The organism is Streptomyces sp. NPDC015032 (genome assembly GCF_043080425.1).
Taxonomy (GTDB): domain Bacteria; phylum Actinomycetota; class Actinomycetes; order Streptomycetales; family Streptomycetaceae; genus Streptomyces.
Map to the genome: position 1 here is coordinate 153,156 of NZ_JBIBVN010000008.1, position 24,302 is coordinate 177,457.

The following is a 24,302-nucleotide window of genomic DNA, read 5'->3' on the forward strand; positions in this document are numbered from 1 at the left end:
GCCCCCCCCACAATAACTTGATGGGGCGGGGCGGGTTTTACAACCAACCCCCGCCCCCCCCCCCGGCGCCCCCCCCCCCCCCGGGGGGGGGGCCCCCCCCCCCCCCCCGGCGCTCCACCGGTCGTATCAGAGGCCACCCGACAGGCTCTCAGTCCTCCGAGGAGTCCTCCGACGAATCCCGCGGGCCGTCGCTGTCGCCGCCGGCCCCGTTCCCCTCGTCGGCCGGTGGCTGCCGGCCGGGGCCGTTCGTGGGCTGCGAGCCGGGCCCCGGGCCGCCGCCGCTCTCCGGCCGGAGCGGCTTCGGCGGACGGGTGCGGCCGCTGGAGGTGTCGCGCAGGTACGACCCGTCGCCGCTCTCGGTCGCATGCCCGCCGGGCGTCTGGCCCGGGCCGACGTCCCTGCGGCGCAGATAGCGCTCGAACTCCCGGGCGATGGCCTCGCCGCTCGCCTCGGGAAGCTCCGCCGTGTCCCGGGCCTCCTCCAGCGTCTGCACATACTCCGCCACTTCGCTGTCCTCGGCGGCCAGTTGGTCCACGCCGAGCTGCCAGGCACGCGCGTCCTCGGGCAGTTCGCCCAGCGGGATGCGCAGACCGAGGAGGTCCTCCAGGCGGTTGAGCAGGGCGAGGGTGGCCTTCGGGTTGGGCGGCTGCGACACATAGTGCGGCACCGCCGCCCACAGGCTCACCGCGGGCACGCCCGCGTGCGTGCAGGCCTCCTGGAGGATGCCGACGATGCCCGTCGGACCCTCGTACCTGGTCTCCTCCAGGTCCATGGTCCGCGCCAGATCGGGGTCGGAGGTGACTCCACTGACCGGCACCGGGCGGGTGTGCGGGGTGTCACCGAGCAGTGCGCCCAGGATCACCACCATTTCCACACCGAGCTCATGGGCGAAGGCCAGGATCTCGTTGCAGAACGAGCGCCAGCGCATGGACGGTTCGATACCGCGGACCAGGACGAGATCGCGGGGCTTCTCCCCGCCGACGCGCACCACGGAGAGCCGGGTGGTCGGCCAGGTGATCTTGCGCACCCCGCCGTCCAGCCAGATCGTGGGCCGGTTGACCTGGAAGTCGTAGTAGTCCTCGGCGTCCAGCGCCGCGAACACCTCGCCCTTCCACTCCCGGTCCAGGTGAGCGACCGCCGTGGAGGCGGCGTCACCCGCGTCGTTCCATCCCTCGAACGCGGCCACCATGACCGGGTCGATCAGCTCGGGAACCCCCTCGAGCTCGATCACCCAGGCCTCCTTCCGAAGTTCCCTTGCGTACGCACCAACCTTACGGCTTCCGGCCACTCTCGCCGCAGCCCCTGTGCACAGCTGGGTGAACCTGGGCCACGGGGGTGCATCACCGGTCGAATCAGGGCATCAGTCTATGGATACATCCGAGCTGTGTCGTTCGATTTCGCTCCAACCCTGGACGTTGGGGCCTTCTTGGCGCTATACATCGGATGACCAGAACAGAGGTCCGATGTTATTCCCCTGGGGGCGCACATGAGTCAGACCGTCACGGATTTCGAGGTCCACGACATCCGTTTCCCGACCTCGGAACAACTGGACGGCTCGGACGCCATGAACCCCGATCCCGATTACTCGGCCGCCTACGTGGTACTGCGTACCGGGCCCCGTGACAACGGTGCCGTGGCCGAGGGACATGGCTTCTGCTTCACCATCGGGCGCGGCAACGAGGTGATGGCCGCCGCCATCGAGGCCCTGCGCCCGTACCTGGTGGGGCGCCCGGCGCCCCGCACCGCGGCCGACCTCGCCCTACTGCACCGTGAACTCACCCACGATTCCCAACTGCGCTGGCTCGGGCCCGAGAAGGGCGTGATGCACATGGCGGCCGGTGCGGTCGTCAACGCCGCCTGGGACCTGGCGGCGAAGCAGGCGGGCAGGCCCGTCTGGCAGTTCCTCGCCGGGATGACGCCCGAGGAGATCGTCTCGCTCGTCGACTTCCGCTACCTCAGCGACGCCCTCACTCCCGACGAGGCCCTCGCGATCCTGCGGGCCGCCGAACCGGGACGGGCCGAGCGCGCCGAGCGGCTGCGCGCGGAGGGCTACCCGGCGTACACCACCTCACCGGGCTGGCTGGGATACACCGACGACAAGCTGGTCAGGCTCGCGAAGGAGGCCGTCGCCGACGGCTTCACCCAGATCAAGCTGAAGGTCGGCGGCAGCCTCGCCGACGACGTACGCAGACTCGCTCTGGCCCGGGAGGCCGTGGGGCCCGACGTCCGGATCGCCGTCGACGCCAACCAGCGCTGGGACGTCGCCGACGCGGTCGAGTGGATGACGGCGCTCGCGCCGTACGACCCGCACTGGATCGAGGAACCGACCAGCCCCGACGACGTCCTCGGCCACGCGGCCGTCCGAGCCGGGCAGCCGGTCAAGGTCGCCACCGGCGAACATGTCGCCAACCGGGTCGTCTTCAAACAGCTGTTGCAGGCCGGAGCCGTCGACTTCGTCCAGATCGACGCGGCCCGGGTCGCGGGCGTCAACGAGAATCTCGCCATCCTGCTGCTCGCCGCCAAGTACGGCGTACCGGTCTGCCCGCACGCGGGCGGAGTCGGGCTGTGCGAGCTGGTGCAGCACCTCTCGATGTTCGATTACGTGGCGGTCTCCGGCAGCTGGGAGAACCGCGTGATCGAGTACGTGGACCATCTCCACGAACACTTCGCCGATCCCACCGTGATCGAGAACGGCCGTTATGCCGCGCCGGGTTCACCGGGCTTCTCCGCCCGGATGCTCCCCGAGTCGATCGCCGCACACCGCTATCCGGAGGGCCCCGTATGGCAGGCCCGCCGCACCACCGAGGAGGCTGACCGATGACCGGCACAAGCGAATTCGAGGGGATGAACGCCCTGGTGACGGGCGGGGCCTCCGGCATCGGCGCCGCCGTCGCGACCATGCTGCTGGCGCGCGGCGCACAGGTGGCCGTGCTCGACCGGGAGACCGCGGGCGCCCCGGCGGGCGTCCTGGCCGTCACGGCGGACGTCACCGACGACGACGCCGTGCGCGAGGCGGTGGACCGGGCCGCCGGCGAACTGGGCGGCCTGCACACCGTGGTGTCCAACGCGGGCATCGGTTCCATCGGCACCGTCGAGGACAACGCCGACGAGGAGTGGGCCCGGGTCCTGGACATCAACGTCCTCGGCCTGGTCCGCACCGCCCGGCACGCCCTGCCCCATCTGCGGCGAGCGGTGGCCGGCCGCCCCGGCGCCGTCTCGATCACCCAGACCTGTTCGATCGCCGCGACCGCCGGACTGCCGCAGCGCGCCCTGTACAGCGCGAGCAAGGGCGCGGTCCTCTCGCTGACCCTGGCGATGGCCGCCGACCACGTCCGCGAGGGCATCCGGGTCAACTGCGTCAACCCGGGTACCGCGGACACCCCGTGGGTCGGGCGGCTGCTGGACCAGGCCGACGACCCGGCGGCCGAACGCGCCGCGCTCAACGCCCGCCAGCCGCTGGGACGACTGGTCTCGGCCGACGAGGTGGCCGCCGCGATCGTCTACCTCGCGAGTCCGGCCGCCGCCTCCGTCACCGGTACGGCGCTCGCCGTCGACGGCGGCATGCAGGGTCTGCGTCTGCGACCCGCCGACAGCTGATCCGGAACGCACGGCCCCGGGGCCTGTCCGGCCCCGATCCGCCGGACGGGCCCGAGCCGTACCACCGAGCCGTACCACCGGGCCGCGCCCCCGGGCACCACGCACCCCCGCTCTGCCCGCAGAGCTCCGAGCCGGTACTCCACAGAGGATTGGGACACCAATGAGAGTGCGTACGACGAGTGCGGCGGTCTGCGCCGTACTGCTGGCCGTCACCGCCCTCGCGGGCTGCAACCGCGAGTCCACCGCCGACGGCGCGGGCGGCGGGAAGGTCGGGATCGACCTGCCGCGCAGCGACAGCGACTTCTGGAACTCGTACCAGAACTATGTGGAGAAGGGGGTCGAGGCGGGAGAGGTCAAGGCGCTGCCGCTGACCAACTCGCAGAACGACATCGGCAAGCTGGTCGCCAACGTCCAGACCTTCACCGACCAGGGTGCCAAGGCCGTCGTGATGGCGCCTCAGGACACCGGTGCGATCGCCGAGTCGCTCAACACGCTGAACGAGAAGAAGATCCCCGTCATCAGCGTCGACACCCGCCCCGACAAGGGCAGCATCTACATGGTGGTGCGGGCCGACAACAAGGCGTACGGGACCAACGCCTGCAAGTACCTCGGCGAACAGCTGAAGGGCAGGGGCAAGGTCGTCGAGTTCCAGGGCGATCTCTCCTCGATCAACGGCCGTGACCGGTCCGAGGCGTTCAAGGCCTGCATGGAGAAGGACTTCCCCGGCATCAAGGTCTTCGAGCTGGCCACCGACTGGAAGGGCGACGTCGCCTCGGCCAAGCTCCAGGCCACCCTGGCCGCCAACCCCGACATCAACGGGATCTACATGCAGGCCGGTGGTGTCTTCCTGCAGCCCACCCTCGCGCTCCTGGAGCAGAAGAAGCTGCTGAAGCCGGCCGGTGCCCCGGGCCACATCACGATCATCTCCAACGACGGCATCCCGGAGGAGTTCGACGCCATCAAGGCCGGGAAGATCGACGCGACGATCTCCCAGCCCGCCGACCTGTACGCGAAGTACGCGCTGTACTACGCGAAGGCGGCCCTGGACGGCAAGACCTTCAAGGAAGGCCCCACCGACCACGACTCGAACATCATCAAGATCCCGAACGGCTTCGAGGACCAGCTCCCCGCGCCGCTGGTGACCAAGGACAACGTCGACGACCCGAAGCTGTGGGCCAACCAGCTGGAGAAGAAGAGCTAGCCATGGACCAGGCACCACCACCCGCCGTACAGGCGGAAGGCGTCGTCAAACGCTTCGGGCCCACCGTGGCGCTCGACGGGGTCCGGCTCACCGTGCGGACCGGTGAGTCCCACGCCCTCGTCGGCCGCAACGGCGCCGGCAAGTCGACACTGGTCAGCGTTCTGACCGGACTCCACAAGCCGGACGCGGGCACGGTCATGTTCGGCGGGCAGCCCGCGCCCGCCTTCGGGGACACCGCGGCCTGGCAGTCGAAGATCGCCTGCGTCTACCAGAAGTCCATGGTCGTGCCCGATCTGACCGTCGCCGAGAACCTCTTCCTCAACCGCTTCGACGACAAGGCCCGCTGGATCAGCTGGGGGAAGCTCCGCAAGCGGGCCGAGGGGCTCCTCGCCGAGTACGGCGTCCAGGTCGACCCCGGCGCCCGGGCGCGCGATCTCGCCGTCGAACAGCGGCAGTTCGTCGAGATCGCCCGTGCGCTGTCCTTCGGCGCCCGGCTGATCGTCCTGGACGAGCCGACCGCCCAGCTCGACGCCCGCGGCATCGGGCGGCTCTTCGACAAGCTCAGGGAACTGCAGAGCCAGAAAGTGGCGTTCCTCTTCATCTCCCATCATCTGCAGGAGGTGTACGAACTGTGCACGGCGGTCACCGTGTACCGCGACGCCCGCCATGTGCTCACCGCCCCGGTCGCCGGCATCGACAAGGCGGAACTGGTGGCGGCGATGACCGGCGAACAGTCCGCCGGCGCCACCGCCTGGCACGCGGGCGGTGCCGGTGCGACGGCACGGGACGAGTCGGCCGCCCCCGTCCTGCGCACCGAAGGGCTCACTCTGGAGGGCCAGTTCGACCCCCTGGACCTGGAGGTCCGCCCCGGCGAGGTGCTCGGCCTGGCCGGTTCCGCGGCCAGCGGCAACACGGCCGTGGGCGAGACGCTGGCCGGAATGCGCAGGGCGGGTGGCGGCACGGTCTCCGTCCACGGCAGGACCGTGCGCTCCGGCAGCGTGCCGCACGCGCTGGACGCCGGGATCGGCTACATCCCCGAGGACCGGCACGACCAGGGCCTCGTACCGGAACGCAGCGTCGCCGAGAACGCCACCCTCACGGTCACCGACCAGCTCGGCCCGTGGGGGACCGTACTGCCCTCCCGTACAAGGGAGTTCGCACGGTCGGTGATCGCCTCGCTGGACATCAAGACCCAGGGGCCCGAGCAGCCCGTCTCCGGGCTCTCCGGCGGAAACCAGCAGAAGGTGGTGGTGGCCCGCGCGCTGGCCCGTGAGCCGAGCGTGCTGGTGGCGGTCCGGCCCACCGCGGGCGTGGACATCAAATCCAAGGACTCGCTGCTCTCAGTCGTACGGCGGGTCGCCGACGAGGGGAACGCCGCGGTGATCATCTCGGACGAACTGGATGATCTACGGGTCTGTGACCGGGTGCTCGCGCTGTTCCACGGGCGCGTGGTCGCGACGTTCGCAAGCGGGTGGAGCGACGGGGAACTCGTCGCCGCCATGGAAGGTGTGGGGGAGAGGGAATGACCGGCACGGTACGGCCCGCCGCGGCCGACGGCATCGACGGCGGGCCGAAGGGCTCCCCGACGGGCGAGAGCCCGCTGGACCGGCTGAAGCTGATCCGGTGGAGCGACTTCTCCCTGGTACCGGTGATCCTGGTGCTGATGGTGATCGGGTTCATCGTCTCGCCGGTGTTCCTGACCTCCGAGAACCTGATCAGCGTCGTCCAGCAGTCCTCCGAGCTGAGCCTGCTGGTCCTTGGCCAGGCGCTGATCCTGATCTGCGGACGGATGGACCTCTCGCTGGAGTCGACGATCGGTATCGCGCCGGTCGTCGCGATGTGGCTCGTCCTGCCCACCGAGGGCGGCCGCTTCGCGGGACTCGGCCTGCTGCCCGCCTGGTCGGCGATCCCGCTCTGTCTGCTGGTGGGTCTGGCCATCGGCGCGGTCAACGGCTTCCTGATGCTGAAGCTGCGGGTCAACGGCTTCATCGCCACGCTCGGCATGCTCACCATGCTGCGCGGCCTCCACATCGGCATCACCGAGGGCAAGTCCATCACCGACGTGCCGGAGTCCTTCCGCTACCTCGGCAAGAGCGAGTGGTTCGGCGCACCGGCCGCCGTCTGGATCTGCCTGGCCCTGTTCGCCGTCGGCGGCGCCGCACTGGCCTGGCTGCGCCACGGGCGCTCGCTGTACGCGATCGGAGGCAACCCGGAGGCCGCGCGCGCCGCGGGAATCCGGGTGGACCGGGTCACCTGGATCGTGCTCGCCATCGGTGGTCTGCTGGCGGCCTTCGCGGGCATCCTCTACACCGGCCACTACGGATCGGTCGCGGCGACGCAGGGCAACGGCTGGATCTTCCAGGTGTTCGCCGCGGCGGTCATCGGCGGCATCAGCCTCAAGGGCGGGCGCGGCACCCTGTTCGGCGCGCTGACCGGCGTACTGACGCTCCAGCTGGTGGTCAATGTCATGACCCTCGGCGGTGTACCGGCGCTGTGGAACCAGTTCCTCAACGGCGCGATCATCATCGTCGCCCTGGTGATCTCCCGCTTCGCGAGCGGCGAGAAGCAGGACTGACCCCCTGATCCCGCGACGCCGGTGGGGCCGATACCTGTCGGCCCCACCGGCGTTGCGCGGCGCGGAGTCCGGCGCGGAGCCCAGGGCCCCGCACTACAGCGTCGACCGCAGCCACTGCTCCACGCTCGCCACGTGCACCGTCGCCCATGCCCGTGCGGCCTCCGCGTCCCGGTCCCGCAGCGCCGACACGATCGCCCGGTGCTCGTGGAGCGTGCGGCTCACCGCGTCCTCCTGCGTCAGTCCGCGCCAGACCCGTGCCCGGGTCGTCGGCCCCGACAGCCCGTCGAGCAGCGAACAGAGCACCGAGTTCCCGGAGGACTGCACGATCCCTCGGTGGAACTCCAGATCGCAGGCGACCAGTTCCTCCACCGAGGGCTGCGCGCCCAGCGCGTCCAGCTGCGAGCTCAGCGCGTCCAGTTGGGTCTCGCTGATCCGGGTGGCCGCCATCGCCGTCGCGGCCGGTTCCAGGATCCGTCGGACCGCCAGGAATTCGAGCACCGTGTCGTCGCGGTGGAAGTCCACCACGAAGCTCAGCGCCTCCAGCAGCAACTGCGGGTCGAGGCTGGTCACATACGTGCCGTCACCCTGGCGCACGTCGAGGATGCGGATCAGGGACAGGGCGCGCACCGCCTCCCGGAGGGAGTTGCGGGAGAGCCCCAGCTCAGCCGCGAGTTCGCTCTCCTTGGGGAGCCGGTCGCCGGGCCGGAGCGCACCCGAGACGATCATTTCCTTGATCTTCTCGATCGCCTCGTCGGTGACAGCCATGACGGTCCTCCTGGATCCGGACGGGAATCAGACATCCGATGTATCTTCTCATGATGCGGGCCGAGAAGGCGGATGAGCCAGGTCTGCCGAAGGCCGTCCAGGGCGCGCGGCAGCCGCGCCGGGCGGGGCCGGTCCCGGAGCGCGGGCGGCGCCTCGCGCCGTACCACGGGGACGATGTCCGGCCAACCGCCCGGCGGGGGAGGGGCGCCGACCGGTCAGCGGGTCCGGGGCGTGGCCGATGAGGGAAAGCGCGGAGAGCTTCATGGTTCAACTGCCCCCGCGTCGTACGGCACGCGTATGGCCACCGTGTGGCGCGCTCACCGGACCGAGGTCTCCGGGACATCCGGGCCGAGGTCTCCCGGACATACGGGCGGGGCGGCCCCCGTGTGGGAGCCGCCCCGCCCGATGCGTCCGGTGCCGTCAGCTCCGGTCGCCGAGCATGGTCTCGACGCCGGCCCGGATCTCGTCCGTCGCCAGGCCCCGGATCGTCAGCGTCGTCCGGCGACGCAGCACGTCGTCCGCCGTCTCGGCCCACTCGTGATCACGCGCGTAGGCGACCTGCGCCCAGATCTCCGGCGCGTCCGGGTGGATGCGCTCGGCCAGTGCCGGGTTCTCGTTCGCCAGCCGCGCGATGTCGAAGGAGAGCGAGCCGTAGTGGGTGGCGAGGTGGCGGGCCGTGTCGGCCGCCATCCGCGGACCGGGCGTACCGCCGTCGATCAGCAGCCGGTGCGCCACCGCGTTCGGGTTGGCGATGCCGGGCAGCGGGAGCTTCTTCGGCAGGTGCGCGATCGGCTCCATGTCGTTTGCCAGGGGGTGACCGGGGAGCGCGGCCAGCTTGTTCATCACCGTACGGCCGATGTGACGGAACGTCGTCCACTTGCCGCCCGCGACCGACAGCATCCCGCCGCGGCCCTCCGTCACGACCGTCTCGCGCTTGGCCTTGGAGGTGTCGCCCGGCCCGCCGGGCAGCACTCGCAGTCCCGCGAAGGAGTACGTGATCAGATCGCGCGAAAGCTGCTGGTCCCTGATGGAGAACGCGGCCTCGTCCAGGATCTGCGCGGTGTCCTTCTCGTTGACCGCGACGTCCGCCGGATCGCCCTCGTACTCCTCGTCCGTCGTACCGAGCAGGAGCATGTCCTCCCACGGCAGGGCGAACGTGATCCGGTACTTGTCGATCGGTGTGGCCAGCGCGGCGTTCCACGGACGCGTCCGCTTGAGCACCAGATGCGCGCCCTTGGACAGGCGTATCGAAGGCGCCGCGCCGGCGTCCTCCATCCTGCGCAGGTGATCGACCCACGGGCCGGTGGCGTTCAGCACGAGACGGGCGTTGACGCCGAACTCCGTACCGTCCGTACGGTCCTCCAGGTCGGCGCCCGTCACCCGGCCCCGGGTGAACCGCAGCCCGGTCACCGCCGCGTGGTTCAGGACGACCGCACCCGCGTCGACGGCCGCGCGGACCGTCATCAGCGCCATGCGGGCGTCGTTCATCTGGTCGTCGCCGTAGACCGCGACGGCCTTCAGATTGTCCGTACGCAGCTCCGGTACGTCGCGCCGCGCCCTCGCCGGGCTGATCACGTGCCCGACCCCGTCACCGAACGCGGAGAGTGCCGAGTACGCGAACACGCCCGCGCCGAGCTTGGCCGCGCCGTGCGGGCCGCCCTTGTAGACCGGCAGGTAGAAGGTGAGCGGATTGGCCAAGTGCGGAGCCACCTGACGGGACACCGCACGGCGTTCGAAGTGGTTCTCCGCGACCAGCTTCACCGCACCGGTCTGCAGATAGCGCAGGCCGCCGTGGAGCAGCTTGGAGGAGGCGGAGGAGGTGGCGCCGGCGAAGTCGCCGGCGTCCACCAGGGCCACCCGCAGCCCGGACTGCGCGGCGTGCCAGGCGGTGGAGATGCCCAGGATGCCGCCACCGATCACCAGGAGGTCGTACGCAGCCTTGGACAGCTGCTCCCGAGTCTCGGCACGGCTCGGAAGGGAACCGGAGGCCGGGTGTGTCCCGAGTGCCGGGACGCTCTGCAGGGTGGTCATGGTGATTACTCCTCGGCAGTGTTCTCGTCGAGCCAGCCCATGGAACGCTTCACAGCCTTGAGCCAGCTCTTGTACTCGCGGTCGCGGGTGTCCGCGTCCATGCGGGGTGTCCACTCGGCGGCCCGGCGCCAGTTGGCGCGCAGCGCGTCGGTGTCCGGCCAGAAGCCGACGGCGAGACCGGCGGCGTAGGCGGCGCCGAGGCAGGTCGTCTCGGCGACCATGGGCCGCACCACGGGTGCGTCCAGGAAGTCGGCGAGCGTCTGCATCAGCAAGTTGTTGGAGGTCATGCCGCCGTCGACCTTCAGGGCGGCGAGCTCGACGCCGGAGTCCTTCGTCATGGCGTCGGTGATCTCGCGGGTCTGCCAGGCGGTGGCCTCCAGGACGGCACGGGCGATGTGCGCCTTGGTGACGTACCTGGTCAGACCGGCGATGACGCCGCGGGCGTCGGAGCGCCAGTACGGGGCGAACAGACCGGAGAAGGCGGGCACGAAGTACGCACCGCCGTTGTCCTCGACCGACGAGGCCAGCGTCTCGATCTCGGCCGCGGACTTGATCAGACCCATCTGGTCGCGCATCCACTGCACCAGGGAGCCGGTGACGGCGATGGAGCCTTCCAGGGCGTAGACCGGCTTCTGATCGCCGATCCGGTACCCGACGGTCGTCAGGAGTCCGTTGTACGAGTTGACCGGCGTCTCGCCGGTGTTCATCAGCATGAAGGTGCCGGTGCCGTACGTGGACTTGGCCTCGCCCTCGGAGAAACAGGTCTGGCCGAAGAGGGCCGCCTGCTGGTCGCCGAGCGCGGAGGCGACCGGGACACCGTCCAGGACGCCGCCCTTCGCGGTGCCGTACACCTCGGCGGAGGAGCGGATCTCGGGCAGCACGGCCGCCGGGATCTCCATGGACGCGAGGATCTTGTCGTCCCACGCCATGGTGTGCAGGTTCATCAGGAGGGTGCGCGAGGCGTTGGTGACGTCGGTGACGTGGACGCCGCCGTTCGTGCCGCCGGTCAGGTTCCAGATGACCCAGGAGTCCATGGTGCCGAAGAGGATGTCGCCGCGCTCGGCGCGCTCGCGCAGGCCCTCGACGTTGTCGAGCAGCCAGCGGACCTTGGGACCGGCGAAGTACGAGGCGAGCGGCAGGCCGGTCTCGCGGCGGAAGCGGTCCTGGCCCACGTTGCGGCCGAGCTCCTTGCAGAGCGCGTCGGTGCGGGTGTCCTGCCAGACGAGGGCGTTGTGGACGGGCTCGCCGGTGTTCTTGTCCCAGAGCAGCGTGGTCTCGCGCTGGTTGGTGATGCCGATGGCCTTCACATCGGCGGCGGTGATGCCCGCCTTGACCACGGCGCCCGCCACGACCTCCTGGACGTTCTCCCAGATCTCGGTCGCGTTGTGCTCGACCCAGCCCGGCTTCGGGAAGATCTGCTCGTGCTCCTTCTGGTCGACGGAGACGATCCGGCCGTCCTTGTCGAAGACGATGCAGCGGCTGGAGGTGGTGCCCTGGTCGATGGCCGCGATGAACGGGCCGGTGGTGTGTGCGTCGGTCACGGTGTGCTCCCGGAAGTCTGTGTGGTCGTGAGGATTGCGGCTCGGTAGGTCACGCTGTGCGTCGCGGCTCAGAGGTCGCCCGACAGGCTCTCAGGCGAAGGCGACGTTGTAGAGCCCGCCCGCGATCGCGCCGCCGACGAGCGGTCCGACCACCGGGATCCACGCGTAGCCCCAGTCGGAGCCGCCCTTGTTCGGCAGCGGCAGCAGCGCGTGCACGATACGCGGGCCGAGGTCGCGAGCCGGGTTGATCGCGTAACCCGTCGGCCCGCCGAGCGAGAGACCGATGCCGACGACGACCAGAGCGGTGACCATCGCGCCGAGCGTGCCGAGGCCGTTGCCGTCGTTGTTCAGGCCCTGGGTGAGGATCGCCAGGACGAGCACGACGGTGGCGATGATCTCGGTGACGAGGTTCTGCACCGCGTGCCGGATCTCGGGGCCGGTGGAGAAGATGCCCAGCACCGGTCCGGCCTCGGGGTCCGAGACCTGGTCGGCCATGGCCTTTTCACCCGGCTGGGCGCCCACGATCTCCGGATCTGTGAGATGCGCCCGGAACTGCCCGTAGTACGCCAGCCAGACCAGCACCGCGCCGATCATCGCGCCGAACAGCTGGGAGCCGAGGTACAGCGGTACGTCGCTCCACTTGGTGCCGCCCTCGATCGCGAGACCGATCGTGACCGCCGGATTGAGGTGCGCGCCGGAAACGCCACCGGCCAGATACGCGCCGGTCAGCACGGCGAAACCCCACCCGAAGGTGATGGCGAGCCAGCCCGCGTTCTGCGCCTTGGAGCGCTTGAGAGTGACGGCGGCACAGACACCGCCGCCGAGCAGGATGAGTACGGCGGTACCTATGGTCTCGCCGATGAAGATGTCGGAGCTGGACACCCGCGACTCCTTTGTCCTTCGTCCAGGGAAGCCGAACCCCGGGTCCCTCCGGTGGTCCGCGCCCTCATGTGAGGTCGTTTTCCGGCCCTTGGCGCTGTCACACCTTAACGCGAAATTCCGTTAGCTGTTCGACAATGCCGACCGATGAACGGCAATGCTTCCCCTCGGTGAATCACGCGTCAAGGGTTGTGTGGCCCATAACTCGATCGTTACCGGTGGCCCGTCGTGCCGCGCCGCCGGTGGCGATCGCAGGCCGGGGCGGTCAGAAGGGCCGGGCGCCCAGATCCCTGGAGACCGCGCGGGCGCAGTCCCGTACCGCCGCGATCAGCTCGGGGCGCAGCTCCCCGGCCGCGCAGACCCGCTCCACCGCGCCGGTCACGGCCACCGCCCCGACCGGCATCCGCCGCCGGTCGTGGATCGGGGCGGCCACCGCGGCCACGCCCTCCCAGGTCTCCTCCACGTCGGCCGCCCAGCCGCGGGCCCGGATCCGATCGAGCATCGCCTCGAACTCCTCCGTGTCGGTGACGGTGCGCGGGGTGAAGGGCCGCCGCTCGGCCTCCAGGGCCTCGGTGTGCGCCACCGGGTCGTACGCCGAGAGCACCTTGCCCAGGGCCGTCGAGTGCAGTGGCTGCATGGCCCCGACCTCCAGCACTTGCCGGCTGTCGTCGGGGCGGAAGACGTGGTGGACGATGAGGACGCCCTGCTGGTGCAGGACGCCCAGATGGGTGCTCTCGCCGCTGGAACGGGCCAGGTCGTCCGTCCAGACGAGCGCGCGCGCCCGCAGTTCGTGGACGTCCAGGTAGCTGTTGCCCAGACGCAGCAGCTCGGCGCCCAGCTGATAGCGGCCGGACGCCGCGTCCTGCTCGACGAAGCCCTCGTGCTGGAGCGTGCGCAGGATGCCGTGTGCGGTGCCCTTGGCCAGGCCCAGTGAGGAGGCGATGTCGGACAGCCCCAGTCGACGCTCGCCGCCTGCCAGCAGGCGCAGCATCGCCGCCGCCCGCTCCAGCGACTGGATGTTCTTGGCCATCGCGCCGTACTCCTCCACTGTGGTTCGACAATGCTGAACACTATCGGTCGATGCCGACCCGTGCGCGATCACACAGGAAAACCGCCGCACCACTCCGATCCGGACATCCCCCGCACAGCATGCCGTCCGTTCCGTGGGACGGAGTGACGGCCCCGGGCGCCGCCCGGCTACGCTGGCCTGGTGCGCCTTCCACCGAAGACGCAAAGCCGACAGCCGTCGCATCCCAGGGAGTACATCCATGGCCCCGTCGCCGACCCCTTCCGCCGACAGCCGGAACCGAGCCGAAGCCCTCCGCGAGGCACTCGCCACCCGGGTGGTGGTGGCCGACGGCGCCATGGGCACCATGCTCCAGGCGCAGGACCCCAGCCTTGAGGACTTCCAGAACCTCGAAGGCTGCAACGAGATCCTGAACGTCACGCGCCCCGACATCGTGCGCTCCGTGCACGAGGAGTATTTCGCCGTCGGCGTGGACTGCGTGGAGACGAACACCTTCGGGGCCAACGCCTCCGCCCTGGGCGAGTACGACATCGCCGAGCGCATCCACGAGCTCTCCGAGTCGGGCGCGCGCATCGCCCGCGAGGCCGCCGACGCGTTCACCGCGTCCACCGGACAGCAGCGCTGGGTGCTCGGCTCCATGGGCCCGGGTACGAAGCTGCCCACGCTGGGGCACGCCCCCTACACCGTGCTGCGGGACGGCTTCCAGCAGAACGCCGAGGGGCTGATCGCCGGCGGCGCGGACGCGCTCATCATCGAGACGACGCAGGACCTGCTGCAGACCAAGGCCGCCGTACTGGGCGCGCGGCGCGCCCTGGAGGCGATGGGCAGCGACCTCCTGGTGCTGTGTTCGCTGGCGTTCGAGACCACCGGAACCATGCTGCTCGGCTCCGAGATCGGGGCCGCGCTGACCGCGCTGGAACCGCTCGGCGTCGACATGATCGGTCTGAACTGCTCGACCGGCCCCGCCGAGATGAGCGAGCACCTGCGCTACCTCACGCGCCACTCCCGTATCCCGTTGCTCTGCATGCCGAATGCCGGACTGCCGGTGCTCACCAAGGACGGGGCGCACTTCCCGCTCGGTCCCGAGGGGCTCGCCGACGCCCAGGAGACGTTCGTCCAGGAGTACGGCCTCTCGCTGGTCGGCGGCTGCTGCGGTACGACCCCCGAGCACCTGCGGCAGCTCGTCGAGCGTGTCCGAGGCTCCGCGATCACCTCCCGCGCGCCCCGTCCCGAGCCGGGCGCCGCCTCCCTGTACCAGACCGTCCCGTTCCGCCAGGACACCTCCTACCTGGCGATCGGCGAGCGTACGAACGCCAACGGATCGAAGAAGTTCCGCGAGGCGATGCTGGAGGCCCGCTGGGACGACTGCGTGGAGATGGCGCGCGACCAGATCCGCGAGGGCGCGCACATGCTCGACCTCTGCGTGGACTACGTCGGCCGGGACGGCGTCGCCGACATGGAGGAGCTGGCGGGACGTTTCGCCACCGCCTCCACTCTCCCGATCGTGCTGGACTCCACCGAGGTGCCGGTCCTGCGCGCCGGCCTGGAGAAACTCGGCGGCCGGGCCGTCCTCAACTCCGTCAACTACGAGGACGGGGACGGCCCCGAGTCGCGGTTCGCCAAGGTCACCGCGCTGGCGGTCGAGCACGGCGCCGCACTGATCGCCCTGACCATCGACGAGGAGGGACAGGCCCGTACCGTCGAGCACAAGGTCGCCGTCGCCGAGCGGCTGATCGAGGACCTGACAGGCAACTGGGGCATCCGCGAGTCGGACATCCTCATCGACACCCTGACGTTCACGATCTGCACCGGCCAGGAGGAGTCCCGGGGCGACGGCATCGCCACCATCGGGGCCATCCGCGAGCTGAAGAAGCGCCACCCCGACGTCCAGACCACGCTCGGCCTGTCCAACATCTCCTTCGGCCTCAACCCGGCCGCCCGGGTCGTCCTGAACTCCGTCTTCCTCGACGAGTGCGTCAAGGCCGGCCTCGACTCCGCGATCGTGCACGCCTCCAAGATCCTTCCGATCGCGCGCCTCGACGAGGAGCAGGTGAAGGTCGCGCTCGACCTCATCCACGACCGCCGCGCCGAGGGCTACGACCCCCTGCAGAGGCTGATGGAGTTGTTCGAGGGCGTCAGCACGAAGTCGATGAAGGCCGGCAAGGCCGAGGAACTCCTCGCCCTGCCGCTCGACGAGCGCCTCCAGCGCCGCATCATCGACGGCGAGAAGAACGGCCTGGAGACCGACCTCGACGAGGCCCTGCAGACCCGCCCCGCCCTCGACATCGTCAACGACACCCTCCTGGAGGGCATGAAGGTCGTCGGCGAACTCTTCGGCTCCGGTCAGATGCAGCTGCCGTTCGTGCTCCAGTCCGCCGAGGTCATGAAGACCGCGGTGGCCCATCTGGAGCCGCACATGGAGAAGTCCGACGCCGAGGGCAAGGGCACGATCGTGCTGGCCACGGTCCGTGGCGACGTGCACGACATCGGCAAGAACCTCGTCGACATCATCCTGTCCAACAACGGGTTCAACGTGGTCAATCTCGGCATCAAGCAGCCGGTCTCCGCGATCCTGGACGCCGCCCAGGAGCACCGTGCGGACGTCATCGGCATGTCCGGTCTCCTGGTGAAGTCCACCGTGATCATGAAGGAGAACCTGGAGGAGCTGAACCAGCGCAAGCTGGCCGCCGAATACCCGGTGATCCTCGGCGGCGCCGCGCTCACCCGCGCCTACGTCGAGCAGGACCTCCACGAGATCTACGAGGGCGAGGTCCGCTACGCCCGCGACGCGTTCGAGGGGCTGCGCCTGATGGACGCCCTGGTCGCGGTCAAGCGCGGTGTCCCCGGCGCCGCCCTCCCGGAGCTCAAGCAGCGCCGCGTGCCCAGGCGCGACACCGCGGTCCTGGAGGTCGACGAGCCGGAGGAGGGCGTCCGCTCCGACGTCGCCGTCGACAACCCGGTCCCCGAGCCTCCGTTCTGGGGCACCCGGGTCGTCAAGGGCATCCAGCTCAAGGAGTACGCGTCCTGGCTGGACGAGGGCGCGCTCTTCAAGGGGCAGTGGGGTCTCAAGCAGTCCCGCGCCGGTGACGGGCCGACGTACGAGGAGCTGGTGGAGACCGAGGGCCGCCCGCACCTGCGCGGCTGGCTCGACAAGCTCCACACCGAGAACCTGCTGGAAGCCGCCGTCGTCTACGGCTACTTCCCCTGCGTCTCCAAGGGCGACGACCTGATCCTGCTCCACGAGGACGGCGCCGAGCGCACCCGCTTCACCTTCCCGCGCCAGCGCCGCGGCCGACGCCTCTGCCTCGCGGACTTCTTCCGCCCCGAGGAATCCGGCGAGACGGATGTGATCGGCCTCCAGGTCGTCACCGTCGGCTCGAAGATCGGCGGCGAGACCGCCAAGCTCTTCGAGGCCAACTCCTACCGCGACTACCTGGAGCTGCACGGCCTGTCCGTGCAGCTGGCCGAGGCCCTTGCCGAGTACTGGCACGCCCGGGTCCGCTCCGAGCTCGGTTTCGGCGGCGAGGACCCCGCCGATGTCGAGGACATGTTCGCGCTGAAGTACCGCGGCGCGCGCTTCTCCCTCGGCTACGGCGCCTGCCCCGAACTGGAGGACCGGGCGAAGATCGCCGAGCTGCTCCAGCCGGAGCGGATCGGCGTGCATCTCTCGGAGGAGTTCCAGCTGCACCCGGAGCAGTCCACCGACGCGATCGTCATCCATCACCCGGAGGCGAAGTACTTCAACGCGCGGTAAGACCGCGTTCAACGCGCCGTAGCAGGTCAAGTCGTACACTGGTCGGTCCAGTGCAGGCCGGTCGTCCTTCCCACGGGAAAAGGCGGCCGGCCTTCTCGTCCCTCACGGAAGGTGTGCCGGATGACCAGTACGGTTCCCGCGTCCATGACCCGCACGGCCGAAGGCGCCGCCCTGCAGGCCGTCCTGCTCGACATGGACGGCACTCTCGTCGACACCGAGGGCTTCTGGTGGGACGCCGAGGTGGAGGTCTTCGCCGCGCTCGGGCACCAGCTCGACGAGGCCTGGCGGGACGTGGTGGTCGGCGGGCCGATGACCCGCAGCGCCGGCTACCTCATGGAGGTCACCGGCGCGGACATCACCCTCGCCGAACTCACCGTGCTGCTCAACGACCGCTTCGAGGAGCGCATCGGCCGCGGTGTGCCGCTGATGCCGGGCGCGGCACGGCTGCTGGCCGAACTGGCCCGGCACGAGATTCCCACCGCTCTGGTCTCCGCCTCGCACCGGCGGATCATCGACCGGGTGCTGGATTCGGTCGGCCACCATCACTTCTCCCTCACCGTCGCGGGCGACGAGGTCGCCCGTACGAAGCCGCACCCGGAGCCCTATCTCACCGCCGCGTCCGGCTTCGGGGCGGAGCCCGAGCGCTGCGCGGTCATCGAGGACACCGCGACCGGTGTCGCGGCCGCGGAGGCCGCGGGCTGCCGGGTGGTCGCCGTACCGTCCGTCGCGCCCATCGCCCCCGCGTCCGGTCGCGTGGTCGTACGGTCGCTCGAAGAAGTCGATCTCGCGTTCCTCCGCGGCCTGGTCACGGGAATGCGGTGATCCGCACACCGAGAGTGTTTCTGTGAATGAACCGAAAAGCTCTCGGCGCGAGACGGTGCACCTTCTGTCGTGTGTGCGTGTGTGCAAGCCCGGCCCGCGGCAGAGGGAAAGCAGGCTCGGGCGTGACCTTTGTCACTCGAATCGCGATCGCTGTCTCTTCGAGATCGCACGAGATGACCGCTTTGGGATGTCGAAGTGTCCCGGTTGAGGGCTTCTCGTGCGAAACCTTCCCGACCAGGGAAAACGGCTCGCCGGTAATTCCCATCACTGTCCGATTACGCATCGGGGCGACTCGGGTCCGGCCGTGCCGACGGCGCGCACTAATGTCGCTCTCTCAATGCCGGATGAGGGAGAGCGTCCACAATGAACCGCAAGACTCTGGTGCTGCCGGCCGTCGTCGGCCTGCTGGCGCCCGTACTCGCCGCCTGCGGCGCGTCGGGGGACGGGGGCGATGGCAGGGACGCCATCGTTGTCGGCACCACGGACCAGTTCGTCGCCTCCAAGGAAGGTCCCGCCCCCCTCGATCCCGCCATCGGCTACGAAACGGGCGTCTGGAACGTTCTCCGGCAGACTGTGCAGACGCTGATGCATCTGCCGCGCGGCGGCGGCGAGCCGGTTCCCGAAGCGGCGGAGAGCTGCACCTTCACCGACACCCAGAACGAGAGCTACCGCTGCAAGCTGCGAGGCGGACTGAAGTTCTCCGACGGCACGGCGATCAGCGCCGACGACGTGAAGTACTCCATCGACCGCGTCATCCGCATCGCTGCCGACAACGGCCCCGTCGCCCTGCTCGCCAACATCGACACCGTCGAGACGCGGGGTGATCGGGAGGTCGTCTTCCATCTCCGCACGCCCGACGCCACGTTCCCGTACAAGCTCGCCACCCCGGTCGCCGGGATCGTGCCGCGGAGCAAGTACGACGCGAAGTCCGCGCGCACCGGATTCCAGGTGGACGGCTCCGGCCCGTACACGATGAAGCCGGAAGTCGAGCACAACGAGGTCGTCAAGTTCGTCTTCACCAGGAATCCCCTCTACAAGGGGGACCTGAAGGTGCAGAACAAGAAGGTCGAGCTGGACGTCTTCTCCGACCCGGCGGCCATGGACAAGGCCTTCGACGACAAGAAGATCGACATGATGGCCCGCACCATGTCGCCCGAAAAGTCCCGGCAGATGCTCGAAAATCCCAGGGACGACATCAAGCTCACCGAGACGCCCGGCCTCGCCATCCATTTCCTGGGCTTCAACACCAACGACCCGGCCGTGAAGAACAAGGCCGTCCGCCAGGCCATGGCCCAGATCATCGACCGCGGTGAGATCGCGGGCAAGGTGTACGGCACCACGGCCGAGCCGCTGTACTCGCTGATCCCGTCCGGCATCACCGCGCACTCCAACTCGTTCTACGACAAGTACGGGGATCCCAGCACCGCCAAGGCCGCAAAGATCCTGGACGCCGCAGGCGTCGACACCCCGGTCAAGCTCACCCTCCACTACCCGTCCGACCGTGCCGGCGCCGGTAATGCCGCCGAGTTCGGCACCCTGAAGAAGCAGTTCGACGACACCGGACTCTTCGATGTGACCGTCCAGGGAACCCCCTGGGCGGAGTACCGTCCCGCGCAGCTGCGCGGCGACTACGCCGTGTACGGCATGGGCTGGTTCCCCGACTTCCCGGACCCCGACAACTTCGTGGCGCCGTTCCTCGACAAGAACAACTTCCTCAACTCGCCCTACAAGTCGGCCCTGGCCCAGAAGACGCTCATCCCGCAGTCCCGCCGGGAGTCCGACCGAAGCGCCGCGACCGAGACCTTCCGGCAGCTCCAGGACATCATCGCCGCCGACGTCCCCCTCCTGCCGATCTGGCAGGGCAAGCAGTACGCGGCTTCCCGCGAAGGCATCACCGGCGTCGAATGGGCGGTCAGCTCCTCCGCCGACCTTCACCTCTGGGAACTGGGCAACGGCACCGCCTGAACGCGGACGACGCCCCCCGGCCGGGGGGCGTCGTCCGCGTTCAGGGCCTCGTGGGGCCGTCTTCCGGCTCGCTCACTGGGCGCCGGGGCGCACCAGACCGCTCTCGTACGCGTACACGGCCGCCTGCACCCGGTCCCGCAGGCCGAGCTTGGTCAGCACGTGGCCGACATGCGTCTTGACCGTCGTCTCGCTGACGAACAGATCCGCGGCGATCTCCGCGTTCGACAGGCCACGTGCCACCAGCTTCAGCACCTCGACCTCGCGGTCCGTCAGCGTGTGCAGGGTGTCCGGCATCGGCTCCTCGCCGGACGGCAGGTGCTCCGCGTACTTGTCGAGCAGCCTGCGGGTGATGCTCGGGGCGAGCATCGCCTCGCCCGCCGCGACCACACGGATCGCCTGCACCAGCTCATTGGCCGGAGCGTCCTTCAGCAGGAAGCCGCTGGCGCCGGCGCGCAACGCCTCCACCACGTACTCGTCGAGATCGAACGTGGTCAGCACCAGCACCTTCGCCGGGCCGTCCCGGCCCGGACCGGTGATCTGACGCGTCGCCTCGACGCCGTCCATCCGCGGCATGCGGATGTCCATCAGCACCACATCGGGCTGCAGCGCCCGCACCTGGTCGAGAGCCTGGAGGCCGTCACCGGCCTCGCCCACCACCGCGAGATCCCCCTCCGCCTCCAGAATCATCCGGAAGCCGGTGCGCAGCAGCGGTTGGTCATCGACCAGCAGGACGCGGATAGCCACAGGGTCTCCTTACGGTCCGTCGAGTTGAGGTCCTTCGAGGGCCACAGGCCGGGCGGCCTCAGCACGGACCGGGTCCATTCTGCCCTGGACATCCTGCTCCGGCTCCGCCGGGCGTACGGACAACGGATATACCGGGGGAGTGCCACCGAACTCCGGACAGACCGACTGGTGGTCGCACCAGCCGCACAGCTTCGTCGGCCGGGGCCGCCACTCACCCGTCTCCGTGGCCAGCCGGATCGCGTCCCAGAGCGCCAGCAGCTTCCGTTCGACCCGCTCCAGATCCGCCACCACCGGGTCGTACGTCATGATGTCGCCGCTGCCGAGATAGACGAGCTGGAGCCGGCGCGGCACCACGCCCTTCAGCCGCCAGATCACCAGGGCGTAGAATTTCATCTGGAAGAGCGCCCCCTCCGCGTACTCCGGGCGCGGCGCCTTCCCCGTCTTGTAGTCGACGATCCGGACCTCGCCCGTCGGCGCCACATCGATCCGGTCGATCACCCCGCGCAGCCGCAGGCCCGACTCCAGCTCCGTCTCGACGAACAGTTCCCGCTCGGCGGGCTCCAGACGCGTCGGATCCTCCAGCGAGAACCAGCGCTCCACCAGGCTCTGCACCTCCGAGAGCCAGCGCGACAGCCGCTCGCCCCCGGCGTTCTCCGCGAACAGCTCCGACAGCTCCGGCTTCGACTCCAGCAGCCGGTCCCACTGGGCGGGGATCAGCGAGGTGGCCCGGTCCGCCGTGCGTTCCGCGGCCGGGTTGTCGAAGAGCCGCTCCAGGACCGCGTGGACCAGCGTGCCCCGGGTAGCCGCCTCGCTGGGCTTCTCCGGCAGTTTGTCGATGACCCGGAAGCGGTACAGCAGAGGACACTGCATGAAATCGCTCGCCCGCGACGGCGACAGGGACGAAGGCGGCTGAGCGGGCCGCGGCAGGGAGGTCATGTCGAAGACCCTACGGCCCGCCACTGACAGCGGGCGGCATACCATCGACCACACATCCTCGAACACTGCATGATCGTGCCGTACGGCACCGACCGAAGGGACCCCGTGGACGAGAGCGGCGACAGCGGGCGGCCGCAGCCCGGTACGGGGGGAACGCCCCCCGGCACCGGCCCCGACAAGGGCGAACCGCGGCGCCCCGAAGAGCCCGGAGGCGGCCTCCTCATGGGCCGCCCCTTCGGCGTGCCCGTGTACGTGGCACCGAGCTGGTTCGTCGTGGCCGCACTGATCACCTGGGTCTTCGGCGGTCAGCTCGAACGGGTACTGCCCGAGCTCGGCGCGGCGCGCTATCTGGTCTCCCTCTTCTTCGCGATCGCCTTCTACGCCTCCGTACTCGTCCACGAACTCGCCCACACCGTCGTCGCGCTGCGCTACGAGCTGCCGGTGCGCCGCATCCAGCTCCAGTTCTTCGGCGGCGTCTCCGAGATCGAGAAGGAGTCCGAGACGCCCGGCCGCGAATTCCTGCTCGCCTTCGTCGGCCCGCTGCTCTCCCTGGTGCTCGCCGGCCTCTTCTACGCCGGGATGAAGTTCGTCGCACCCGGCACGGTGCCCGGCGTCCTCCTCGCCGGACTGATGATCTCCAACCTCCTGGTGGCCGCCTTCAACCTCCTGCCCGGCCTCCCGCTCGACGGCGGACGGATGCTCCGCGCCGTCGTCTGGAAGATCACCGGCCGGCCGATGAGCGGCACCATCGCCGCCGCCTGGGTCGGCCGGGCCCTCGCCGTCGTCACCCTCATCGGACTCCCGCTGCTCACCCACACCGGCTCCTTCGGGAACAACCCCCGGGACCTCAGCGGCATGGACACCGTCACCGACGCGCTGCTCGCCGCCATCCTCGCCGCCATCATCTGGACCGGAGCGGGCAACAGCCTGCGCATGGCCCGGCTGCGCGAACACCTCCCCGAACTGCGCGCCCGCACCCTCACCCGGCGCGCCGTCCCGGTCGAGGCCGACACCCCGCTCTCCGAGGCCCTGCGCCGCGCCAACGAAGCGGGCGCCCGCGCCCTCGTCGTCGTCGACGGGCACGGCGAACCCAAGGGCGTCGTCCGCGAGACGGCCATCGTCTCCGTCCCCGAACACCGCCGCCCCTGGGTTGCCGTGGGCGGACTCGCCCAGGACCTCACCGAAGGCATGAAGATCTCCGCCGAGCTGGCCGGCGAAGCACTCCTGGACCGCCTCAAGGCCAGTCCCGCCACCGAATACCTCGTCCTCGAGGAGACCGGGGAGATCTACGGCGTGCTGTCCACCGCCGACGTCGAGCGGGCATTCGTCGCGGCCCTGGCCAGGCCGACCGCCTGACCGCCCGGCCTCGCGGTCGGGGCCCGGGGAATCACCGGTACGCTGGTCACATGTCTGAACCGACCGGTGCCGCCCGCCGACGCGGGCCCTTCAAGGTCGGGGACCAGGTCCAGCTCACCGATCCCAAGGGACGCCACTACACCTTCACGCTCGAAGCCGGAAAGAACTTCCATACCCACAAGGGTTCTTTCCCGCACGACGAGCTGATCGGTGCCCCCGAGGGCAGTGTTGTCCGAACCACGGGAAACGTCGCCTACCTCGCGCTGCGCCCCCTGCTCCCCGACTACGTCCTGTCCATGCCCCGCGGCGCCGCCGTGGTCTACCCCAAGGACGCGGGGCAGATCCTGGCCTTCGCCGACATCTTCCCCGGCGCCCGCGTCGTGGAAGCCGGCGTCGGCTCCGGCTCGCTCTCCACCTTCCTGCTGCGCGCCATCGGCGACCAGGGCATGCTGCACTCCTACGAGCGCCGCGAGGACTTCGCCGAGATCGCCCAGCAGAACGTGGAACGCTACTTCGGCGAACCCCACCCCGCCTGGCAGCTGACCGTCGGCGACCTCCAGGACAACCTCTCGGACACCGACGTCGACCGTGTCATCCTCGACATGCTCGCCCCCTGGGAGTGTCTGGAGGCCGTCTCCAAGGCGCTCGTCCCCGGCGGCATCCTCTGCGCGTACGTCGCGACGACCACCCAGCTCGCGCGGACCGTCGAGTCCATCCGTGAGATCGGCTGCTTCGCCGAACCGCAGCCCTGGGAGTCGATGATCCGCAACTGGCACGTCGAGGGACTGGCCGTCCGTCCGGACCACCGGATGATCGGCCACACCGGATTCCTCGTCACCGCCCGCCGCCTGGCCGACGGTGTGGAGGCCCCGCTGCGCCGCCGCCGCCCCGCCAAGGGCGCCTACGGCGAGGACTACGACGGTCCCGGCAGCCGGAGCGGCTCCTCCCGCGGCTGAGCCGTACAACGTACCGGCGCCGCCGCCGAGTTCCCCGACCGACCCGGGAACTCGGCGGCGGCCCCCGGAGATTGCCCCACCAGCCCACCCACAACGCACCCAACCGACACCCCCCACCAAGGCGGGAGCACCAAATCGAGCAACCCCAACCCC

Annotated in this window: 18 protein-coding genes; 10 read left to right on the plus strand and 8 right to left on the minus strand. The window is 69.9% G+C overall.

The features are described 5' to 3' along the window. Positions 1-148 precede the first annotated feature (148 nt). Complete coding sequence (locus ACF08M_RS14915; RefSeq protein ID WP_392185656.1) at positions 149-1,231, minus strand: PAC2 family protein; 1,083 nt, start codon at positions 1,229-1,231, stop codon at positions 149-151. A gap of 255 nt (positions 1,232-1,486) precedes the next feature. Between ACF08M_RS14915 and ACF08M_RS14920 the strand changes: the two genes are divergently transcribed. From ACF08M_RS14920 to ACF08M_RS14940, 5 genes are all read left to right on the plus strand, one after another. Further along, positions 1,487-2,821 carry an L-fuconate dehydratase gene (locus ACF08M_RS14920; protein ID WP_392185657.1) on the plus strand — a complete coding sequence of 445 codons (1,335 nt, stop codon included), beginning with the start codon at positions 1,487-1,489 and terminating at the stop codon, positions 2,819-2,821. Further along, complete coding sequence (locus ACF08M_RS14925) at positions 2,818-3,597, plus strand: SDR family NAD(P)-dependent oxidoreductase (RefSeq protein ID WP_392185658.1); 780 nt, start codon at positions 2,818-2,820, stop codon at positions 3,595-3,597. The genes ACF08M_RS14920 and ACF08M_RS14925 overlap by 4 nt, the downstream gene beginning before the upstream one ends. 160 nt (positions 3,598-3,757) lie before the next feature. After that, a complete protein-coding gene (locus ACF08M_RS14930) occupies positions 3,758-4,798 on the plus strand; it encodes a sugar ABC transporter substrate-binding protein (RefSeq protein WP_392185659.1) in 1,041 nt (346 codons plus the stop codon). A gap of 2 nt (positions 4,799-4,800) precedes the next feature. Beyond that, entirely contained in the window at positions 4,801-6,324 is a 1,524-nt protein-coding gene (locus ACF08M_RS14935; RefSeq protein ID WP_392185660.1) for a sugar ABC transporter ATP-binding protein, read from the plus strand. After that, on the plus strand, positions 6,321-7,373 hold the full coding sequence (locus ACF08M_RS14940; protein WP_392185661.1) for an ABC transporter permease: 1,053 nt from the start codon (positions 6,321-6,323) through the stop codon (positions 7,371-7,373). The genes ACF08M_RS14935 and ACF08M_RS14940 overlap by 4 nt, the downstream gene beginning before the upstream one ends. 93 nt (positions 7,374-7,466) lie before the next feature. Here the strand turns inward: ACF08M_RS14940 and ACF08M_RS14945 are convergent, their stop codons facing one another. From ACF08M_RS14945 to ACF08M_RS14965, 5 genes are all read right to left on the minus strand, one after another. Beyond that, positions 7,467-8,138 carry a FadR/GntR family transcriptional regulator gene (locus ACF08M_RS14945; protein WP_392185662.1) on the minus strand — a complete coding sequence of 224 codons (672 nt, stop codon included), beginning with the start codon at positions 8,136-8,138 and terminating at the stop codon, positions 7,467-7,469. Positions 8,139-8,558: 420 nt separating this feature from the next. Then, positions 8,559-10,169, minus strand: a complete 1,611-nt coding sequence (locus ACF08M_RS14950; protein WP_392185663.1) for an FAD-dependent oxidoreductase — start codon at positions 10,167-10,169, stop codon at positions 8,559-8,561. A 5-nt stretch (positions 10,170-10,174) separates the two neighbouring features. Continuing rightward, a complete protein-coding gene (gene glpK / locus ACF08M_RS14955; protein WP_392185664.1) occupies positions 10,175-11,710 on the minus strand; it encodes a glycerol kinase GlpK in 1,536 nt (511 codons plus the stop codon). A 90-nt stretch (positions 11,711-11,800) separates the two neighbouring features. Then, positions 11,801-12,592 (minus strand): MIP/aquaporin family protein, encoded by a 792-nt coding sequence (locus ACF08M_RS14960; RefSeq protein WP_392185665.1) that lies wholly within the window; start codon positions 12,590-12,592, stop codon positions 11,801-11,803. Between the two features lie 262 nt (positions 12,593-12,854). Further along, the gene (locus ACF08M_RS14965) at positions 12,855-13,619 is read right to left on the minus strand and encodes an IclR family transcriptional regulator (RefSeq protein WP_392185666.1); all 765 of its coding nucleotides are present in this window, start codon (positions 13,617-13,619) and stop codon (positions 12,855-12,857) included. Positions 13,620-13,857: 238 nt separating this feature from the next. Between ACF08M_RS14965 and metH the strand changes: the two genes are divergently transcribed. The 3 genes from metH (at position 13,858) to ACF08M_RS14980 (ending at position 20,157) form a co-directional block, all read left to right on the plus strand. Further along, positions 13,858-17,370, plus strand: coding sequence for a methionine synthase (gene metH / locus ACF08M_RS14970; RefSeq protein ID WP_392185667.1), 3,513 nt, complete (start codon positions 13,858-13,860; stop codon positions 17,368-17,370). A 120-nt stretch (positions 17,371-17,490) separates the two neighbouring features. After that, positions 17,491-18,192 (plus strand): HAD family hydrolase, encoded by a 702-nt coding sequence (locus ACF08M_RS14975; protein ID WP_392185668.1) that lies wholly within the window; start codon positions 17,491-17,493, stop codon positions 18,190-18,192. A 363-nt stretch (positions 18,193-18,555) separates the two neighbouring features. After that, positions 18,556-20,157: an ABC transporter substrate-binding protein gene (locus ACF08M_RS14980; protein WP_392185669.1), complete on the plus strand. Its 1,602-nt coding sequence runs from the start codon at positions 18,556-18,558 to the stop codon at positions 20,155-20,157. Positions 20,158-20,229: 72 nt separating this feature from the next. On the opposite strand, the gene ACF08M_RS14985 is transcribed toward ACF08M_RS14980, so the two are convergent. Then, positions 20,230-20,901, minus strand: a complete 672-nt coding sequence (locus ACF08M_RS14985; RefSeq protein ID WP_392185670.1) for a response regulator — start codon at positions 20,899-20,901, stop codon at positions 20,230-20,232. A gap of 9 nt (positions 20,902-20,910) precedes the next feature. Continuing rightward, on the minus strand, positions 20,911-21,771 hold the full coding sequence (locus tag ACF08M_RS14990; RefSeq protein WP_392185740.1) for a RecB family exonuclease: 861 nt from the start codon (positions 21,769-21,771) through the stop codon (positions 20,911-20,913). Positions 21,772-21,942: 171 nt separating this feature from the next. Here ACF08M_RS14990 and ACF08M_RS14995 point away from each other — a divergent pair, with 171 nt between their 5' ends. Continuing rightward, positions 21,943-23,193 carry a site-2 protease family protein gene (locus tag ACF08M_RS14995; RefSeq protein ID WP_392185741.1) on the plus strand — a complete coding sequence of 417 codons (1,251 nt, stop codon included), beginning with the start codon at positions 21,943-21,945 and terminating at the stop codon, positions 23,191-23,193. A 50-nt stretch (positions 23,194-23,243) separates the two neighbouring features. Continuing rightward, positions 23,244-24,149, plus strand: a complete 906-nt coding sequence (locus tag ACF08M_RS15000) for a tRNA (adenine-N1)-methyltransferase (RefSeq protein WP_392185671.1) — start codon at positions 23,244-23,246, stop codon at positions 24,147-24,149. Positions 24,150-24,302: the final 153 nt, after the last annotated feature.

What these genes read in the sequence shown, in the direction of transcription:
- ACF08M_RS14920 (WP_392185657.1), top strand. Translation starts at nt 1,487, where the DNA reads ATGAGTCAGACCGTCACGGATTTCGAGGTCCACGACATCCGTTTCCCG.
- ACF08M_RS14925 (WP_392185658.1), top strand. Translation starts at nt 2,818, where the DNA reads ATGACCGGCACAAGCGAATTCGAGGGGATGAACGCCCTGGTGACGGGC.
- ACF08M_RS14930 (WP_392185659.1), top strand. Translation starts at nt 3,758, where the DNA reads ATGAGAGTGCGTACGACGAGTGCGGCGGTCTGCGCCGTACTGCTGGCC.
- ACF08M_RS14935 (WP_392185660.1), top strand. Translation starts at nt 4,801, where the DNA reads ATGGACCAGGCACCACCACCCGCCGTACAGGCGGAAGGCGTCGTCAAA.
- ACF08M_RS14940 (WP_392185661.1), top strand. Translation starts at nt 6,321, where the DNA reads ATGACCGGCACGGTACGGCCCGCCGCGGCCGACGGCATCGACGGCGGG.
- ACF08M_RS14945 (WP_392185662.1), bottom strand. Translation starts at nt 8,138, where the DNA reads ATGGCTGTCACCGACGAGGCGATCGAGAAGATCAAGGAAATGATCGTC.
- ACF08M_RS14950 (WP_392185663.1), bottom strand. Translation starts at nt 10,169, where the DNA reads ATGACCACCCTGCAGAGCGTCCCGGCACTCGGGACACACCCGGCCTCC.
- ACF08M_RS14965 (WP_392185666.1), bottom strand. Translation starts at nt 13,619, where the DNA reads ATGGCCAAGAACATCCAGTCGCTGGAGCGGGCGGCGGCGATGCTGCGC.
- metH (WP_392185667.1), top strand. Translation starts at nt 13,858, where the DNA reads ATGGCCCCGTCGCCGACCCCTTCCGCCGACAGCCGGAACCGAGCCGAA.
- ACF08M_RS14975 (WP_392185668.1), top strand. Translation starts at nt 17,491, where the DNA reads ATGACCAGTACGGTTCCCGCGTCCATGACCCGCACGGCCGAAGGCGCC.
- ACF08M_RS14980 (WP_392185669.1), top strand. Translation starts at nt 18,556, where the DNA reads ATGAACCGCAAGACTCTGGTGCTGCCGGCCGTCGTCGGCCTGCTGGCG.
- ACF08M_RS14990 (WP_392185740.1), bottom strand. Translation starts at nt 21,771, where the DNA reads ATGCAGTGTCCTCTGCTGTACCGCTTCCGGGTCATCGACAAACTGCCG.
- ACF08M_RS15000 (WP_392185671.1), top strand. Translation starts at nt 23,244, where the DNA reads ATGTCTGAACCGACCGGTGCCGCCCGCCGACGCGGGCCCTTCAAGGTC.